Here is a 14,666-nt window from a genome sequence, read left to right as displayed (position 1 = left end):
CTACCTGGCCGCCTTCGGCCCCGCCACCGTGGCGGACATCCAGGCGTGGCCCAGGAGGACGTTGTCGTAGGCGGGCAGCAGCCGCATCATCGCCGACGCCGACCGCAAGCATGTCACCCCCGGCCAGGCCAGAGTCCTGCCTACCGTGCTCATCGACGGCTACGTCCGCGGCACCTGGTCCTTCGCCGCAGGCGAAGTACGACTGACGCCATTCCGACCCCTGTCGGTAACCGAACGGCAGGCCGCCGACCACGAGATCACCCGACTGCAGCCATTCCTGTCGTGCCGCTGAACACGACGATCAGGTCACCTGACCGGCATCAGGTCAGAATCTCCGAAGTCCCGTCAGCACCTTAAGAAGCCGGGACGCCAGCAGAAAAGGCCTACCGAGCCAGTCGCCGGATGGCGAGTCTGATCTTCAAGAAACGATCGTTTGTTGAAGACGCTGGGCGGGGAAGGGCGACCTGGGCGAATGGTCTTCAAAAACTCGCTTCAACAACCTGGTGTCTTCAACAACCCTAGACGCCGTTTGTTGAGAGAATCCGGGAGTGACGACCACCCCGCTGGACCCTCCCGATGACCTCCTCGCTGCCTTCCCCGCCGTCCGCTCCGAGATCCGCATCGGGTACGCCCGCGTCTCCACCCGCGGTCAGAGCTTGGACCGCCAGATCGACGCCCTGACCGCCGCCGGCTGCCGCAAGATCTTCGCCGACAAGAGGTCCGGCAAGACCGCCCAGCGCCCCGAACTCGCGGCCTGCCACGCCTTCCTGTCCGCCGGCGACACCCTCGTCGTCCCCGAACTGGCCCGTTACGGCCGCTCCCTGGGGTCACGGTAGCAATGAAGAAATTTCCAACGAAGTAGCCCCTGACCTGCGGTGATTGAGGAGCTTGACTTCTTGTGGCGGGTTGATGATCACTGCCGCTACGGTCGTTCCGGTTTTGTCCGGTACGACACGTGGAGTGGTGCGTTGTCAGAGAAGATGTTCTCCGAGGAGCAGTTGGAGCAGCTGCGCTCGTTCCCGGAGATCAGCGCGGATGAGTTGATCCGGTATTTCACGCCGACGTCAGCTGACGTGGCGTTCGTCGATCCGGGCAAGGGGCGGGGCCCGGTCGACCAGTTGGGCATGCTGGTCCAGCTGTGTACGTTGCCGTGGCTCGGGTTCGTACCCGACGATGTGGGCTCGGCGCCGCCGGCGGCGGTGGACCGGGTCGCGCAGCTGCGTGAGCTGGGGCTGACGCCCTGACCCCCGGTGCAGTTGGCCGATGGTATAGGCGGTTGATCGTAGGGGGTGGCTCCGCGCCGGGCGCGGGCCACCCCCTTGGTGCTTACGGCCCGTTCTGGGTGAGCGCGACGATGACGTGGAGCATGCCGTAGGCGGCCGTCATGGTCTCGGCGTCGAAGGCAACGGTGCGCCCGCGCCGGGTGACTCCGGGCAGGAGCGCGGCCAGATCCGCCGCGCGCGGCTGATGCAGGTCGACCCCGATGCGGAGCGGGTGCGGCACTGAGGCCGGTGCTGTGGCGGCGTGGAGCCGCATCGCCTGACCGGTGCCGCGCAGCAGGAGATCGTGTGCTTCGGCAGAGGTGAGCGGTTCAAGGAACGGATTTACGCGGCATCATCAGGCTTGCCGTGGTGGCAGGCTTAGAGAGTCGCGGTCACGGGACGGCGGCCGCCAAGGTGGGCGGGAACGGAGGTAAGCGCCGCCACCACGAGCACGGTCGCCAGCACCAGGGCGATCAGCTGCCAGGGTGCGGGAAGCGTGGCCTTGCCGCTGTCGCCGCCGGTGATCGTGTTGATGGCGGCGAACAGCAGGAACCCTCCCGGGAAGACACCCATGACGGCACCGAGGAGCGCGGGCAGCACCTGCGCAGTCGCCAGGGCGACGGTCACTTCCCGCGGGGTCGCGCCGAAAGCGCGCGCCAGCGCCGACGCATGCCGGTTGTCGAGCACCGTCGCCCAGGTGATGACGATGGCGTTGACCGCCGCCAGGGTGAGCAGGATGACCGTCCAGACCAGGAGCACGTGCCGCAGGACCGCCACCTGAGCTTCGGTGTATGCGCCGGTGCCTGGCTGGTCGGCGAGGAAGGCGTTGAGCACCAGCAGGACGTAGATGCCACTGACCGTGACCGCGATGCTGACCACGCCCAGCACCACCCGTCGCGGCCGCCGGGCGGCGACCCGCAAGGCGAGCAGCAGCGGGACGGACACTCGCGCCGAGACAGTGATCAGCCAACCGGTGCGGCGAGGTGGGCGTACCGCGTCGGCCAGCGCGCTGACGGTGCTGGAGCGGGCGCCGCGCACGGCCGGAACAGCGGTCGCCACCACCGCGACGCCGAGTGCCACGGCGGTCACCAGAGCGATCGTGGACCAGGTCAACGATGCCGTCCCCGCGCTGCCGCCGAGGCCGGCACTGGACTCGGTGAGCAACGGACCGGTCAGCGCTCCGATCGTCAACCCGGCCGCGGCCGCGACGACGGCCACGAGGAGATACTCCGCGAGCAGCACGGCAGCGACCAAACTCGGGGTGCCGCCGACTGCCTTGAGAAGTCCGACGCGTCGGTGCTGGTCGGCCATCCGGCCGCCCACCAGCACCGAGAGACTGGCCACGGCGAGCAGCCAGGCGCCGATGAGCGGCAGGATCTGGGAGTCTTTGGCCAGGTCGGTGGCGTCGGCGAGGATGCTTCGCCAGGTCTGCATCGGCATGGAGCCGCCCTGATCGCCGCCGGTCCGGTCGACGAATGCCTGCGCTGTGTCCGGGTCGGCCAGCTTCAGGTTCATCACGTAGGACAGCGAGCTTCCGTCCGAGGCGAGGCTCCGCACGTCCGCCTGAGTGAGCCAGACCAGTCCGGGATTGTGCAGCAACCCCGCCGGCAGGTTCCGGTCGTCGGGGATGGCGCCGTTGATACAGCCGGTGGAGACGATGCAGGACGCTTCGGGATAGGGCGGCATGGCGGCGGTGACCGCGACGCCGACGACCTTGAACGACCTGCTGCCCAGGGCGACCGAGTCACCGACGCCCACATCGAGCGAGTCGGCGAAGGCGGCCTCGAGCACCACGCCGCCGTCGCTGACCCACTTGCCTTGCGTCACCTCGGGCTGATCGACCGCCGCGACGGTGCCGTCGCGCCCCATGGCCTGGACATCCGACGTCTGGCCGGACGCCTCAAGCTTTCCCGCGATGACGGGGTACGGCCCGCTGTGCGCGGTGACGCCGGAGGCAGGAGCCGCCACAGCACCCGTTCTCGCAGGGCGTGTGCGGAGCCGGTGAACAGCTCGGGCCGCCGACGACACTGACCACGACGGCCGGATATGACCAGGACCCGGTGTCAGTGAGCCTGCGCATCACAGCAACTCCACTGACACCACGTGGCATTCCTGTCCGTAGGTTTCTCAACCCTAGGTCCAGGACAACTTGTGGGAATTCTGCCTTCCCGCAAGTTGACTTCGATCGTTCAGGGTGGCGCGGATCTGAATTTCTGGTTTGTATTTTCTGGAAAATAAAAAATGCTAGACTACTGTCGTGACAGAAGAGGCCAGCGTGGTGACGCCGTGTAAGCACTGTGGTGCGCCGATCGAGCAGCGGCGGGGGAGGGGCCGGCCCAGGGCGTACTGTCCGGAGAAGGACTGTCAGGCTGCCGCCAAGCGCGAACGTGAGTTGCGGCGGGCCACGCCAGGGCTTGAAGGTGCGCTGGCCAGGGCCGAGCAGTTGTACGACCGGATGGAGAGCGGGCTGGCCTCCGCCATCGAGCCGTTGGCGCGGGCGCTGGCTGACGAGCTGAGCCCGGCCGGGGTCGAGGCGAAGCTGAGCGCGGTGCAGGCGGAGGCGCACACGCGGGTGGCGATAGCACGCACGGAGCGTGAGCAGGCGTTCGAGCAGGTACGCCTGGCCCGTGAGGCCACCGAGCACGCTCGCCGGCAGACGGCTGACATGCGGTCGCGGCTTGAGGAGGCCGAGCATGAGCGCGACACCGCGCTGGCCGACGCCGAACGCGCCCGCGAGCAGGCACTGGCGGCGTTGCGGGAAGCGGCCAGCACCGAAAGGCAGGCGCTGCAGGCGGCGGAGGAGGCGCAGCGGCGTGCCGAGGCCAGCGAGCGGCAGGCCGCGGAGGCGGCCCACCAGGTGGAGCTGGCCGAGGAGGCTAGGGATCAGGCCGTACGGGAGCTCGCGGAGCGCGTGGAACTGGCCGAAGGGCAGATCGCTGAGGCCCGGGCGCAGGCCGTACGCGCTGAGCAGGCCGCCGGCCAGGCACGGGCGGAACGTGACCGCGCACGGGAAGAGACGGCGGCGGCCGTGCGGGCTCGGGAGCAGGCCGAACGTGAGGCGGTCGGTGCCAAGGCCCGGGAGGAGGCGGCGGCGCAGGAACGCGACCGGGCCGTGAAGCGGGCCGTCAAAGCCGAACGGGCCGAGGCCGCGGCCGAGCGGGACCGGGCGGTCGCACTCCAGGAGGCGGCACAGGCCGCCGGTGAGGTGGAGCGGCTGACCGTCAAGGCGGCGGGCATCGAGGAGGAGTCGGCCGCCGCGCTGTCCCGGGAGCGCAAGCTGGTCTCGCGGGAGAAGTCGCGGGCCGACGCGGCGGTCAAGGAGCGCGACCGGCTGCGGGGAGAGCTGCGGCTGGAGCGGGTACGGCTGGAGGACGTGCGGGCCGAGCTGGAGGCGGCGCGGGCGGAGGCGGCCCAGCTGCGGGAACGCGCGGTGGCGGCCGAGCTGCGCGCGGGCTAAGAGCCTGCTGACGAAGGATTTGGTCGCCGAGGCCGGAACACAGGGGATGCCCTAGTCGAGCTCTTCGAGCGATACGCCTGCGGACAGGAGCGGGCTCCTGATAGCTGAGATGTTGTCTACGCCCGAATCCGGGACGCCCCGCGCTGCGCGTGCCAGCATGAATGACACAGCCACCGCCTCCTCTTCCTTCCGACTGACAACTCGAAGATGGAGACGGTGGCTGACCCAACTCACGGCGACACGCCGTACCTCAATGGCCACAATCCGCTATGCCGGATTAGTCACCCATGTCGCCGATCACGGCAAATGTGCAGCTCAGAGGTTAAATGACAAGCTAAGAAACAGCCCCTAGGTCTTTCGGTTCAGGCTCGCCGGGCAGGTGACGGCCGGCGCCCGGCCGCTGAGCCACCGGGCTCGGCGGTTCAGATGCCGAACTCCTCAAGCTCGGCGAGCAACTCAGTCTTGGTGAGCGGCCCGGTCAGCCGCTTCTTCTCCATCCCGTCGACGAACACGATCAGCGTCGGCAATGCCATGACCTCGAACCGGCCCGCCAGCTCCGGCGCGTGGTTCAGCTGCACCATGCCCACCCGCGGCCGGCCCGCCTGCTCCGCCGCGACCTCCTCCAGCACCGGGGCGAGCGCCTTGCACGGGCCGCACCCGTTCGCCCAGAAGTCCACCAGGAACGGCTGCGCTCCCGCGCCCGTCAGTTCGGCATCGAAACCAACCGTGGTCAACACGAGGGGCGTGGTGTCCATAGCGTTCCTCTCTGCTGTCCGTATCGATGACGCCTTTGGCCGCGCCTGGCCATGCCGCTCACTCATCGCTGCCCAGCACAGCGGTACCGATGATGTGGAAGGAGACCGGGGTGCGCGCGGGCGGGAACAGGAATCGGTCCAGGTGGTCGATGCGGAACCCGGCCCGCCGGAGTTCGGCCTCGGCGTCGCGGCCGAGGTGGCAGCCGCCGACCAGATGCGGCCAGATGGTGGCATCCAGCACGTCCTGAAGGCGGGCCAGGCCGGTCGTGTCGGCTCGTACGTGCTCCAGGAATCGGAGCTGCCCGCCAGGCTTGAGCGCCCGCCGCGCTTCGGCCAGCGCCGCTCCGACGTCGGGTAGCGAACACAGCACCATGCACATCACCACCGCGTCCGCGCTGTGATCGGCCGCGGGCAGGTGCTCGGCGACGCCGGGCACCACCTCCACAGGGGCCGCCGTCTCGGTGGCGGCGGCCTGCGCGCGCAGGCGCGGTTCCGGTTCCACCGCGATCACCCGCGTCACCTCGGGCGGGTAGTGCGCGAAGGTGACGCCGTGCCCGGCGCCGACCTCGACCACCTCGCCGGACAGGCCGGCCAGCAGCTCGCGGCGGCGTTCGGTCATGCCGCCCCGGTCCATGCCGGCGGCCATCTTGGGATACATCCGGCCGAACAGCGGCCGCCGCCTGTTCACCTGTCTGCTGGTCTTGGCCGCGCTCATGCCGGTCACCAGGTCACCGGCAGGGAGGTCAGCCCGCCGGTCAGCGTGCGCTTGTCGAAGGTCAGCTCCTCTATCGCACAGCCCAGCTCCAGGGTGGGGAGGCGGGCGGCGAGTTGGGAGAAGACGACCTGCAGCTCGATGCGGGCGAGCGGGGCGCCGACGCAGTAGCGGGCGCCGTGCCCGAAGGTCAGATGCGGCACGGCGGGCCGGTCGACGTCGAACCGGTCAGGCTCGGCGAACACGCTCACGTCGTGATTGGCGGCGCCGGTGTCGAGCAGCACCAGGTCCCCGGCCCGCACGTGCACGCCGGCGATGTCCAGGTCTTCACGCGCGTAGCGGGGAATGCCGCCGCCGCCCAGGCTCGGGGCGCGCAGGATCTCCTCCACCGCGGCGTCGATCCGGGACGCATCGGCGACCAGGGCCTGCCACTGGCCCTGCGTGGCCAGCAGCCACAGCACCCCCTTGCCGATCGCGGTGACCGTGGTCTCGTGCCCCGCGAACAGCAGGAACATCCCCATCGCGGCAGCCTCGTCATCGCTGACCCCGTCGGTGGCGGCCAGCCGGGAGATCACATCGCCGTCCGCGTCACCCGCGGCCCGCTTTCGGGCCACCAGCTGCTGCCCGTAGGCGAATAGCGAGCCCAGCCCTTGAGCCGAGCGGGTGCGGTCGGTGATATCGGCGGCCTCCTGCGCCCAAGCGCGGAACTGCTCGCGGTCGGTGTACGGGACGCCGAGCAGCTCACAGATGACCGCGATCGGCAGCGGCAGCGCCAGCGCGGCGTGCAGGTCGGCGGGCGGCCCGGCCTTCTCCAGCTCGTCGAGCAACTGGGCGGTGAGCTGCTCGACGCGGCCGCGCAGCGCGCGCATCCGCTTGGGCGAGAAGTGCGGCTGCAGCAACGCGCGCATCCGCCGGTGATCGGCCTGCTCAGTGTCAAAGCCGCCCAGCGGACCACCGAACAGCTCCGACTCTCCCGTACGCGAGGCGCGTTCCGGCTCGGGGTGAGCGCGGCCCAGCCGGGCGTCGTCCAGCAGGGCGCGCACCTCCTCATACCCCGTCACCTGCCAGCCGGGATCGCCAACCGCGGTACGGATGGCGTGGATCGGGCCCGCAGCCTGCAACCGGCGCAGCAGCGGCGGCGGCTTCAACGGGCCAGGCTGCTCGAACGGCAGCTGTACAAGATCGGACACAGCCCCTCCTGAAGTAGATGCCCATTTGTAGACTCTGACGTATAAAAAGCTACATGTAGACTTTGCCTTCTACAAGTGGAGGTTGGGATGGGGACTGAAGCGGGCCAGAGCCAGCACGAGACCGGGTCGGCCCAGCCGGTGCGCAGGCTGCGCCGCGCGGAGCGGCGCGAGCAGATCCTGGACGCGGCCACCCGCGCCTTCGCCCGCGGCGGATACACGGCCACCGGCCTGGACGACATCGCCGCCGAGGCCGAGCTGACCCGGGCGATGCTGTACCGCCACTTCGATTCCAAGGCCGACCTCTACCGGGCCGTACTGGACCGCGCGTGCGCACGGCTGGCCGAGGCCACCGGCGCCGACGACTTCGACGAAAGTGCCATCCCCGCCCTGCTACGCGCCGCCGCCGCCGATCCCGACGGGTTCAAGCTGCTGTTCCGCTACGCCGCCCGCGAGCCCGACTTCCGGGACCTGATCGACTCCATCACCGACGCCTCCCGTGAAGTCGGCCGACGCAACCTGGCGCGCGTCATCCCAGAGGGACCGTGGCTGGATTGGGCCGCCAACCTGATCCCCGCCTTCACCCTGGAGGCCGTCATCGCCTGGCTCGACGCTGGTCGGCCCGACCCCGGCCAGGCGGCTGAGCGCATCACGGCTGCCGTGCACGGCGTCATGGCCGCCGCCCACCCCACCGCGTGAGGATGCGAGGCGAAATGTCGCCGCCTTCTCCTTCGCTATGACGCATGACGACGGTGAACTGGGAGCGCGAACCCGGGGAGAAGGTCGAAGAGTTCGTCGCGGCACTGCTGCTGCTCAAGCACCCGCACGGCAACCGGCCCACCCCATCACGTGGCGACCGAGGCGTCGACATACGGGCCTGGAATCCCGACGGCTACGACATCTACCAGGTCAAGCGCTACAACCACGCACTGACGGCCAAGCAGGCGACCAGCGTGGAGAACTCCTGGGACACTTTCGTCGCCGAGACGCTGCCCACTCTGCCGGTGCGCTCGTGGACCCGTGGGAACCGAGCAACGAGCGGCTGGACTGGCTGGAGCAGCTCACCACCGGCCATGGCATCCACACGCACTGGATGGGCGGCAGCAAGCTGGACGGCATGGCCGCCGAGAATCCCGCCCTGGTGGAGTACTTTTTCGGCGACCGGGGTTGAGGAACCTGCGGACAGCCGTTGGCGGTACCCGCGAGTAATTTAGCTGGATGCTTCGGCGGCTTCTTCGCCCTGCTAGTGGTCGGTGATGAGTGCGTCCAGGGCGGCGGCTTTGTCGGCTTCGGTGGGCAGGGCGTAGCGGCGGGTGGTGTCCAGCGAGCCGTGGCCGAGGAGTTCGGCGACCAGGATGGGGTCTTTGCCGTCGCGGATGAGCTGGGTGGCGAAGGTGTGGCGCAGGACGTGCGGGCTGAAGGGTTCGGTGGGGTCGTCACCCAGGCCGACGGCGTCGCCGAGGCCGGTGATGATGTCGCGGGCGGCGCGGTCGCTCAGGCGGCCGCCGCGGTGGTTGAGGAACAGCGCGGCGTGGGTGCCGGCCCCCTTCCAATCGGCGCGGGCCCGCAGCCAACCGGTCAGGGCCTGGCGCAGGTCGGGGTGAACGGGCAGCAGGCGGATCTTGCCGCCGTCGCGGCCCTTGCCGCGGATGCGGAGTTCGCCCTTGCGGGCCGACAGGCGCACGTCGGCCAGGTCGAGGCCGACGACTTCGGAGATGCGCAGGCCGGCGTAGTAGGGCAGCAGGGCGATGGCCTTGTCGCGCGGCGGCGCGGTGAGCTGGACGTGGCGGATGTAGCGGCGGGTGCGCCGGGCGTCCAGGGCGCGGGGTGCGGTGCGGCGGGTGTCGCGTTCGCGGCGGGCCTGGGGCTTGCCGAGGCCGCAGCGGGCGTAGAAGTCGTCGATGGCCGACAGGTAGGTGTCGATGGTGTTGGGGGCGCGGCGGCCGTTCTTCAGATGCCGGCGGAAGTCGCGTACGGCGCCGGTGGCGGCGACGGGGTCGGTGAGCGGGTCGCCGTCCAGGGCGCCGGCGTCGGCTTGGTCGGCCAGCCAGGCCAGGTAGCCGCGCAGCCTCGAGACGTACTTGGTCTTGGTGGAGTCGGCCAGCGGGGCGTGCGCGAGCGCGGCGGTGTAGCCGGCCAGGACGGCGGCGTGCGGAGCGGAAAGCGGAAGGGCCCGCGACCGGCGTGTGTTTCCGGAAGCTGATCCGACCGGTTCCGCGAACTCTGCGGGCCTGTTTCCGGAAGTCACTCCCACAGTCTACTTCCGGAATTGAGCGATTCCGGAAGTTGTGGGGTAGAATAAAGGTACCGAGGACTTTTCGAGCGTTGGCATTCAGGTCTGCGTCACCCGCGGCGAACCACCACCGGCCTCTTGGGGCCCGGACAGGTTAGGCGACATGACGCTGACACTTCTTTCTCGGCGTGCACCGCTCAGCTTCGCCTCATCGGCGATCCCCCTGGCCGATTCCGCGCTACGGCTCAGCCTCCACCCGGTGCCGAATCGGCGAGCCATGGTGGACGGGGCCTGGTGGCCCTACTCCCGCAATGCGGCCGCCGAACTACCCGGCCTCATCGCCGCCGTCGACCGGTTGCTTGATCGAGTCACGCTCCGCGTCAGCGTCCATGGCGATACGTGGCAGAGCCTCCCACGCCGCATCCCGGCCCGCGGCCGGCAGATCCGCATCAGCTGGTCCCGCCACACCGACCCGCGCGTGATCACTCTCAGATTCGCCACCGGAGAGCCAGTGATCTTGCTGATCATCCCCTCGGGCACCGCCACCGGCGCCGCCGAGGCCACGCTCAAACTCACCGCCCAGGACACCGCCGGCCTGACGCCCGACGACATCCTCACCCTGGCGAAGCTGCCATCCCACCCCGCGGCGCGCCCGACCCTCCGTGCGGCGATCGCCGGCAGCTCGGCCAACTGAGACAACGAGGTCGGGTCGATCATCGGCCAGGAGACGACCACCTCAACCAACCGGCCGTCAGCACCGGCGTGACCCACGTGCCGCCTGCCGGCCGGATCGAGCGGCCCAGGCACCGCCCCTACGGGCGGCGGCCCGATCTCCGGCCGGCAGGCATCCCGTCCCCTTTCAGCTTCTCCAGTGAGGAAACTTCCATGACCGTCATCGACACCGCCCCACTCAGCGGCGCGACCGCCTCGGTACCGACCCTCGTGCATCTGTCCGGGAACATCGGCATCTTCAGCACAGCTCAGCTGCGCCAGCGACTGATCAACACCCTCACCCACAGCAGCGGCCTGCTCGTCCTGGACCTGTCCCGGGTCACCTTCTGCGGGGCCGGCGGGCTGGGTGTGCTGGTCGGCGTGCAAGGCCGTGCCCGGGCCCAGGGCATCACGCTGGCCCTGACCGGCCTTCCCCCGTTCATGGCCCGGCTGCTGCGCAGCGCCGGCCTGGACCACCGCTTCCCGATCATGGCATGACCGGCACGCCCACCACCCGCAACGCCGCCGCGGCGGGTTATGACGGCAGCTCGCCGTTCCCCCGGTCCGCAACGCCCGCGCGGGCCGGCATCGTCCCGGTGACGCTGACAGCCGCGATCGTGGTCGCGCCGTTCATCGCGCTGGGCGCAGGCGTCTGGCTGGCGTGGGGAAGCGGGGTCAGCCTCACCGACCTGCTGCTGGCCGCCGTCTTCTACGTGGTGACCGGGCTGGGGGTGACGGTCGGCTTCCACCGGCTGCTGACCCACGGTTCCTTCACCGCCCGCCCGTGGCTGCGCGTCGTCCTGGCCGTGGCCGGGTCGATGAGCTTTCAGGGCAACCTGATCGACTGGGTGGCCGTCCATCGCCGCCACCACGCCTTCACCGACCGGCCCGGCGACCCGCATTCCCCCTACCGCTACGGCACCGGTCCCGGCGGGCAACTGCGTGGCCTGACCCACGCCCACCTGGGCTGGCTGTTTTCCAGCGAGCCCACCTCGGCCGCACGGTATGCCCCCGACCTGCTGGGCAACGATCTGGCCATGCTGCGCATCTCGCGCGCCTTCCCCGCCTGGTGCGCCGCCTCCCTGCTCCTGCCGTTCGTGGCGGGCTGGGCGATCAGCGGCAGCTTGTACGGCGGGCTGACCGCGTTCATCTGGGCCGGCCTGGTCCGCGTGGCTCTGCTGCAGCACGTCACCTGGAGCGTCAACTCCCTGTGCCACATGATCGGCACCAGGCCCTTCAAGACCCGCCGTCACGACCGCTCCACCGATCTGTGGCCGCTGGCCCTGCTGTCCTTCGGCGAAAGCTGGCACAACGGCCACCACAGCCAGCCCGGCTGCGCCCGGCACGGCCGCGGCCCTCGCCAGATCGACCCCTCCGCCGGGCTGATCCGGCTGCTGGAACGGCTTGGCTGGGCCACCAACGTGCGCTGGCAACCCGCCGACGGCCTCCAGCACCGTCGCATGGTGGCCGGCAAACACACACTGCGCACCACCATGCACCACCTCGGCGGCGCCTCCACCGCCAGGCGGCCACCGCGGCGCACGCCTGGCTGATGGCCGCCGACCCGGCTCCGGGGCCCGGCCGTCAGGGACGATTCCTGACTGAACGTCCCTACCCAGAGCTAAGTGCCCGTGTACAAACTGATCCCTGTCGTGCAGCGTTGGACTGATATCAGGCGAAACCATGACGTAGAGCGAATCTCATGCGACATAAAGTGACCTTCCGGTAGCAACGGTGGTTATCCAAGCCCCGCCACCAACCGGAAGGTCTGCCGCCGTTGTACGCCACAGCCCCCATCACTGTCGCCCGTAACGACGAAACTGCCTGCTCGTGCGTGGCCTGCCGGTACGGCCGCGGAACCGACCACCCGATCCGGGCACCCCGCTACACCACCGACATGACCGACGAGGAATGGCAGGCCATCAAGCCGTTGATGCCCTGGCCGGCCTGGTTGCACGGCAACGGCGGACGACCCGAGAAGTACTGCCGCCGCCTGATCATGGACGCCATCCGGTACGTGGTCGACAACGGGATCAAGTGGCGCAACCTGCCCGCCGACTACCTGGCACCCTGGCGCACCGTCCACTCGATCTTCACCCGCTGGTGGCAGGACGGTGATCTCTACGCTCTGCACAACGACCTGCGCGAACAGGTCCGGATAGCCGACGGGCGCGAACGGGAGCCCAGCGCGGGGATCATCGACTCGCAGTCGCTGCGGGCCGCCGAGACCGTCGCCACCCACTCGCGCGGATACGACGCGGCCAAGAAAGTGCAGGGCACCAAGCGGCACGTCATCGTGGACACCCTGGGCCTGCTGCTGGTCGTCATCGTCACCGCCGCCAGCGTCCAGGACCGCGACGGCGCCAAGCCCGCACTGACGCTTCTGCGCGACTGGTACGAGCGGATCACCCTGATCTGGGCCGACAGCGCCTACGCAGGCAAGCTCGTAACCTGGGCCCTAAAGCACCTCCAGCTCACCCTGCAGATCGTCAAGCGCAGCGACGACGCCAGCGGCTTCGTGGTCCTTCCTCGCAGGTGGGTGGTGGAGCGCACACTGTCATGGATCTCTCAGCGCAGGCGGTGCGTCCGAGACTACGAGCGCTTATCCGAACACCACGAAGCCATGGTCCTCTGGGCAATGATCATCATCATGGGACGACGACTCGCACGATCCACATCTCCCCAATCAACCTGACGATCAGTTTGTACACGGGCACTAAGGACGGCAGGTGAGTGATGGCCAACGCCCGACCTCCGCAGCGACCAGGTCCTGGCAGTGGCGTGGACCAGGCCCTGGCCGGCGTCTTGAAGGCGGTCAGCACAGCCTCGCGCACTCTCGCCCTTCAGAACGCGATGAGCATGGCCTGCCACGGCGACCGGCAGCGGCTCGCCGCGTGTCTGGAGGCGATGACGCCTGCTCAGCTCGTTGAGGTAGCCGCCGCCGCACGATTGCTCAGCGCCGCGGCCGACCAGGCGCTGGACAAACCGGCGGCCCGCACGCAGTGACCGACGAGGGGACCGGCTGCCGGGGACCGTGGCCGGTCAGCGCGGTCCGGGCCAGTGGGCGGCCTGGTCGAGGCTGGCATAGGACGGGAACATGTCCACGAGCCGGGTGACGGACAGCAGCCGCGCCAGCGGCCCGTGCACCCCGATCAAGCGCAGCCCGCCGCCGCGGCCTTCGGCCTCGCGCTGGCCGGCGATCAGAGTCCACAGCCCGGAGGAATCGCAGAAGGCCAGCCGTGCGGCATCCACGACGATCTTCGGTGGGGCCTCGGTGAGCAGCTCGTTGAAGGCCTGCCTCAAGGGCAGTTGTGTGGTGCTGTCAAGTTCGCCTTCCAGCTGGACCAGGTGGAAGCCGGGGCGTTGGCGTACGGTGATGGCAAGTTCTGTCATGATCGGCCGTCGATTGTCGGTGGATGTCGTCCTGCCCGCCCCCGCAGCGCAGAACGGCTATATCGGACATTCGCGGGTGCCCCTACCCCGTGATGTCGTGACTTTGCCCGCGCGGCCGTCAGGTAAGCAACTTGTACCCGCGGGATCTTTGTGGCGGGCCTGATCTCGTGGCGCGGACTCGGGTGATGTTCACGTCACTCAGCCGAGGCGGTGGTCAGGCCGCCTCGTCCGGGCCTCCGGTAGGGCGGCGTGGCGCTGTGCCGGCGGCGTGGGCTTAGGCGCTGTTACGAGGGGCGACATCGCGTGGCGGCCCCGGCGTCGGCCATGCCCCGCACCCGGGCCAGCAGACGACACGTTCTACACGCGTGGCCTGTTGGGGGTGGCCGGTGCCGGACTGTCTCCTGTTCGGCTGAGCGTGGTCTCGCCGGCAGGGTTCATGAACTGGAAGCTCAAGGGGCGTGGGGTGGCGTCGATGCGGCGTGCGTACCAGCGTTGCACGGCGTGGTGTGCGAGGTCGAGATCGAGGGTCTGCTGAGGGAGCAGGAGGCGGTGGTTGTCCGGAGTGGTGTGGACGCTGCCCTGCTGCCAGAGGCGATGGGCCTGCCGGCGTTCGCGCTCAGGTACCTGGGGGCCGCAGGACAGATCCAGCCGCCATTCGCGCAGGACCTCGCCGTCGCTGTCGATCTCGCACAGCGCTCCGGCGATGAAGCAGGTGCCCGTTGCCGTGATGGGCACCGCCCGGTAGAGGGGCCTGTCGATGTCGCGCAGCCAGTGCACAGTGTGATCCTCCCTGTCACGTGGTGGGGCCCGCGTGTCGGCTCTCCTCCTCTGGAACGGCCGGTCAGGGCGCGGGACGGCGGCGGGCAGGCTGTCGAGGCTGTCCGCCTTCGTTATCCCAACCGGCCAGGCCGAGCGCGTTCGCGGCGGTGTCGAGGCCGGCGGGGGCGGAGGTGGTG

At 69.6% G+C, this 14,666-nt stretch carries 18 protein-coding genes and 1 pseudogene; 11 read left to right on the top strand and 8 right to left on the bottom strand.

Going from position 1 to position 14,666, the window contains the following annotated elements; genetic code table 11:
* Positions 1–85: 85 nt before the first annotated feature.
* From E1295_RS52725 to E1295_RS42800, 3 genes are all read left to right on the top strand, one after another.
* On the top strand, positions 86–292 hold the full coding sequence (locus E1295_RS52725) for a DNA glycosylase AlkZ-like family protein (RefSeq protein WP_132640216.1): 207 nt from the start codon (positions 86–88) through the stop codon (positions 290–292).
* 256 nt (positions 293–548) lie between these two features.
* Positions 549–836 carry a recombinase family protein gene (locus tag E1295_RS42805; protein ID WP_246081070.1) on the top strand — a complete coding sequence of 96 codons (288 nt, stop codon included), beginning with the start codon at positions 549–551 and terminating at the stop codon, positions 834–836.
* 39 nt (positions 837–875) lie between these two features.
* Positions 876–1,244: a DUF4158 domain-containing protein gene (locus tag E1295_RS42800; protein ID WP_246081068.1), complete on the top strand. Its 369-nt coding sequence runs from the start codon at positions 876–878 to the stop codon at positions 1,242–1,244.
* 82 nt (positions 1,245–1,326) lie between these two features.
* Here the strand turns inward: E1295_RS42800 and E1295_RS42795 are convergent.
* Together E1295_RS42795 and E1295_RS42790 are read right to left on the bottom strand one after the other, a co-directional pair.
* Positions 1,327–1,572, bottom strand: a pseudogene (locus tag E1295_RS42795) (M55 family metallopeptidase); the annotation flags it as partial.
* Positions 1,573–1,640: 68 nt separating this feature from the next.
* Positions 1,641–3,230 carry an FtsX-like permease family protein gene (locus E1295_RS42790; RefSeq protein WP_246081064.1) on the bottom strand — a complete coding sequence of 530 codons (1,590 nt, stop codon included), beginning with the start codon at positions 3,228–3,230 and terminating at the stop codon, positions 1,641–1,643.
* 289 nt (positions 3,231–3,519) lie between these two features.
* On the opposite strand from E1295_RS42790, the gene E1295_RS42785 reads away from it, so the two are divergent.
* The gene (locus tag E1295_RS42785; RefSeq protein ID WP_132640208.1) at positions 3,520–4,719 is read left to right on the top strand and encodes a coiled-coil domain-containing protein; all 1,200 of its coding nucleotides are present in this window, start codon (positions 3,520–3,522) and stop codon (positions 4,717–4,719) included.
* A 422-nt stretch (positions 4,720–5,141) separates the two neighbouring features.
* Here the strand turns inward: E1295_RS42785 and E1295_RS42780 are convergent, their stop codons facing one another.
* From E1295_RS42780 to E1295_RS42770, 3 genes are read right to left on the bottom strand one after another with little or no spacing between them, the layout of a single operon-like run.
* Positions 5,142–5,474, bottom strand: coding sequence for a thioredoxin family protein (locus E1295_RS42780; protein ID WP_132640206.1), 333 nt, complete (start codon positions 5,472–5,474; stop codon positions 5,142–5,144).
* Between the two features lie 58 nt (positions 5,475–5,532).
* Positions 5,533–6,189 carry a class I SAM-dependent methyltransferase gene (locus E1295_RS42775; RefSeq protein ID WP_132640204.1) on the bottom strand — a complete coding sequence of 219 codons (657 nt, stop codon included), beginning with the start codon at positions 6,187–6,189 and terminating at the stop codon, positions 5,533–5,535.
* 5 nt (positions 6,190–6,194) lie between these two features.
* Positions 6,195–7,376, bottom strand: coding sequence for a cytochrome P450 (locus E1295_RS42770; protein WP_132640202.1), 1,182 nt, complete (start codon positions 7,374–7,376; stop codon positions 6,195–6,197).
* Between the two features lie 87 nt (positions 7,377–7,463).
* On the opposite strand from E1295_RS42770, the gene E1295_RS42765 reads away from it, so the two are divergent.
* Positions 7,464–8,072 (top strand): TetR/AcrR family transcriptional regulator, encoded by a 609-nt coding sequence (locus E1295_RS42765; protein ID WP_132640200.1) that lies wholly within the window; start codon positions 7,464–7,466, stop codon positions 8,070–8,072.
* A 313-nt stretch (positions 8,073–8,385) separates the two neighbouring features.
* Complete coding sequence (locus E1295_RS49440; protein ID WP_166427686.1) at positions 8,386–8,544, top strand: hypothetical protein; 159 nt, start codon at positions 8,386–8,388, stop codon at positions 8,542–8,544.
* Positions 8,545–8,616: 72 nt separating this feature from the next.
* Here the strand turns inward: E1295_RS49440 and E1295_RS42760 are convergent, their stop codons facing one another.
* Entirely contained in the window at positions 8,617–9,621 is a 1,005-nt protein-coding gene (locus tag E1295_RS42760; protein ID WP_132640198.1) for a tyrosine-type recombinase/integrase, read from the bottom strand.
* 148 nt (positions 9,622–9,769) lie between these two features.
* Here E1295_RS42760 and E1295_RS42755 point away from each other — a divergent pair, with 148 nt between their 5' ends.
* The 5 genes from E1295_RS42755 to E1295_RS42735 all read left to right on the top strand — a co-directional run bounded on the left by E1295_RS42755 (position 9,770) and on the right by E1295_RS42735 (position 13,323).
* Positions 9,770–10,300 carry a DUF5994 family protein gene (locus tag E1295_RS42755; RefSeq protein ID WP_132640196.1) on the top strand — a complete coding sequence of 177 codons (531 nt, stop codon included), beginning with the start codon at positions 9,770–9,772 and terminating at the stop codon, positions 10,298–10,300.
* Between the two features lie 191 nt (positions 10,301–10,491).
* Complete coding sequence (locus E1295_RS42750; RefSeq protein ID WP_132640194.1) at positions 10,492–10,815, top strand: STAS domain-containing protein; 324 nt, start codon at positions 10,492–10,494, stop codon at positions 10,813–10,815.
* The gene (locus E1295_RS42745; RefSeq protein ID WP_132640192.1) at positions 10,812–11,870 is read left to right on the top strand and encodes an acyl-CoA desaturase; all 1,059 of its coding nucleotides are present in this window, start codon (positions 10,812–10,814) and stop codon (positions 11,868–11,870) included. Before E1295_RS42750 ends, E1295_RS42745 begins: the two co-directional genes overlap by 4 nt.
* A gap of 344 nt (positions 11,871–12,214) precedes the next feature.
* Complete coding sequence (locus E1295_RS42740) at positions 12,215–13,012, top strand: IS5 family transposase (protein WP_132640190.1); 798 nt, start codon at positions 12,215–12,217, stop codon at positions 13,010–13,012.
* 86 nt (positions 13,013–13,098) lie between these two features.
* The gene (locus E1295_RS42735; protein WP_132640188.1) at positions 13,099–13,323 is read left to right on the top strand and encodes a hypothetical protein; all 225 of its coding nucleotides are present in this window, start codon (positions 13,099–13,101) and stop codon (positions 13,321–13,323) included.
* Between the two features lie 36 nt (positions 13,324–13,359).
* Here the strand turns inward: E1295_RS42735 and E1295_RS42730 are convergent, their stop codons facing one another.
* Complete coding sequence (locus E1295_RS42730; RefSeq protein WP_132640186.1) at positions 13,360–13,710, bottom strand: STAS domain-containing protein; 351 nt, start codon at positions 13,708–13,710, stop codon at positions 13,360–13,362.
* Between the two features lie 357 nt (positions 13,711–14,067).
* Positions 14,068–14,487 carry a hypothetical protein gene (locus tag E1295_RS42725; protein ID WP_132640184.1) on the bottom strand — a complete coding sequence of 140 codons (420 nt, stop codon included), beginning with the start codon at positions 14,485–14,487 and terminating at the stop codon, positions 14,068–14,070.
* Positions 14,488–14,666: the final 179 nt, after the last annotated feature.

The sequence above is a fragment of the Nonomuraea mesophila genome (assembly GCF_004352805.1).
Lineage (GTDB): Bacteria > Actinomycetota > Actinomycetes > Streptosporangiales > Streptosporangiaceae > Nonomuraea > Nonomuraea longispora.
This window is presented reverse-complemented; position numbering and strand designations above follow the sequence as displayed.

Coding starts and splice junctions, on each gene's coding strand:
- E1295_RS42730 (WP_132640186.1), bottom strand. CDS start 13,710: ATGACAGAACTTGCCATCACCGTACGCCAACGCCCCGGCTTCCACCTG.
- E1295_RS42755 (WP_132640196.1), top strand. CDS start 9,770: ATGACGCTGACACTTCTTTCTCGGCGTGCACCGCTCAGCTTCGCCTCA.
- E1295_RS42780 (WP_132640206.1), bottom strand. CDS start 5,474: ATGGACACCACGCCCCTCGTGTTGACCACGGTTGGTTTCGATGCCGAA.
- E1295_RS42750 (WP_132640194.1), top strand. CDS start 10,492: ATGACCGTCATCGACACCGCCCCACTCAGCGGCGCGACCGCCTCGGTA.
- E1295_RS42765 (WP_132640200.1), top strand. CDS start 7,464: ATGGGGACTGAAGCGGGCCAGAGCCAGCACGAGACCGGGTCGGCCCAG.
- E1295_RS42740 (WP_132640190.1), top strand. CDS start 12,215: ATGACCGACGAGGAATGGCAGGCCATCAAGCCGTTGATGCCCTGGCCG.
- E1295_RS42775 (WP_132640204.1), bottom strand. CDS start 6,189: ATGAGCGCGGCCAAGACCAGCAGACAGGTGAACAGGCGGCGGCCGCTG.
- E1295_RS42745 (WP_132640192.1), top strand. CDS start 10,812: ATGACCGGCACGCCCACCACCCGCAACGCCGCCGCGGCGGGTTATGAC.